We start from the raw sequence: 916 nt of genomic DNA, 5'->3' as shown, positions 1-916 counted from the left end.
CCGGGCGTCGAGCGGCGGACGGGTGAGTAAGGCATAGGAATCTGCCCGGTAGTGGGGGATAACCTGGGGAAACTCAGGCTAATACCGCATACGTCCTACGGGAGAAAGCAGGGGACCTTCGGGCCTTGCGCTATCGGATGAGCCTATGTCGGATTAGCTGGTTGGTGAGGTAATGGCTCACCAAGGCGACGATCCGTAGCTGGTCTGAGAGGATGATCAGCCACATCGGGACTGAGACACGGCCCGAACTCCTACGGGAGGCAGCAGTGGGGAATATTGGACAATGGGCGCAAGCCTGATCCAGCCATGCCGCGTGTGTGAAGAAGGCCTTCGGGTTGTAAAGCACTTTCAGTGGGGAAGAAGGCCTTTCGGTGAATAGCCGGGAGGAGCGACATCACCCACAGAAGAAGCACCGGCTAACTCCGTGCCAGCAGCCGCGGTAATACGGAGGGTGCGAGCGTTAATCGGAATTACTGGGCGTAAAGCGCGCGTAGGCGGCGTGATAAGCCGGTTGTGAAAGCCCCGGGCTCAACCTGGGAATGGCATCCGGAACTGTCAGGCTAGAGTGCAGGAGAGGAAGGTAGAATTCCCGGTGTAGCGGTGAAATGCGTAGAGATCGGGAGGAATACCAGTGGCGAAGGCGGCCTTCTGGACTGACACTGACGCTGAGGTGCGAAAGCGTGGGTAGCAAACAGGATTAGATACCCTGGTAGTCCACGCCGTAAACGATGTCGACTAGCCGTTGGGGTCCTCGAGACCTTTGTGGCGCAGTTAACGCGATAAGTCGACCGCCTGGGGAGTACGGCCGCAAGGTTAAAACTCAAATGAATTGACGGGGGCCCGCACAAGCGGTGGAGCATGTGGTTTAATTCGATGCAACGCGAAGAACCTTACCTACCCTTGACATCGTGCGAAC

1 rRNA gene is annotated in these 916 nt (G+C 57.5%); it reads left to right on the top strand.

Annotated features, from left to right (window positions below):
• Positions 1–916 (top strand): 16S ribosomal RNA (locus QWY80_RS00495); the annotation flags it as partial.

The organism is Halomonas ramblicola (assembly GCF_030409215.1).
GTDB lineage: Bacteria > Pseudomonadota > Gammaproteobacteria > Pseudomonadales > Halomonadaceae > Halomonas > Halomonas ramblicola.
This window is presented reverse-complemented; position numbering and strand designations above follow the sequence as displayed.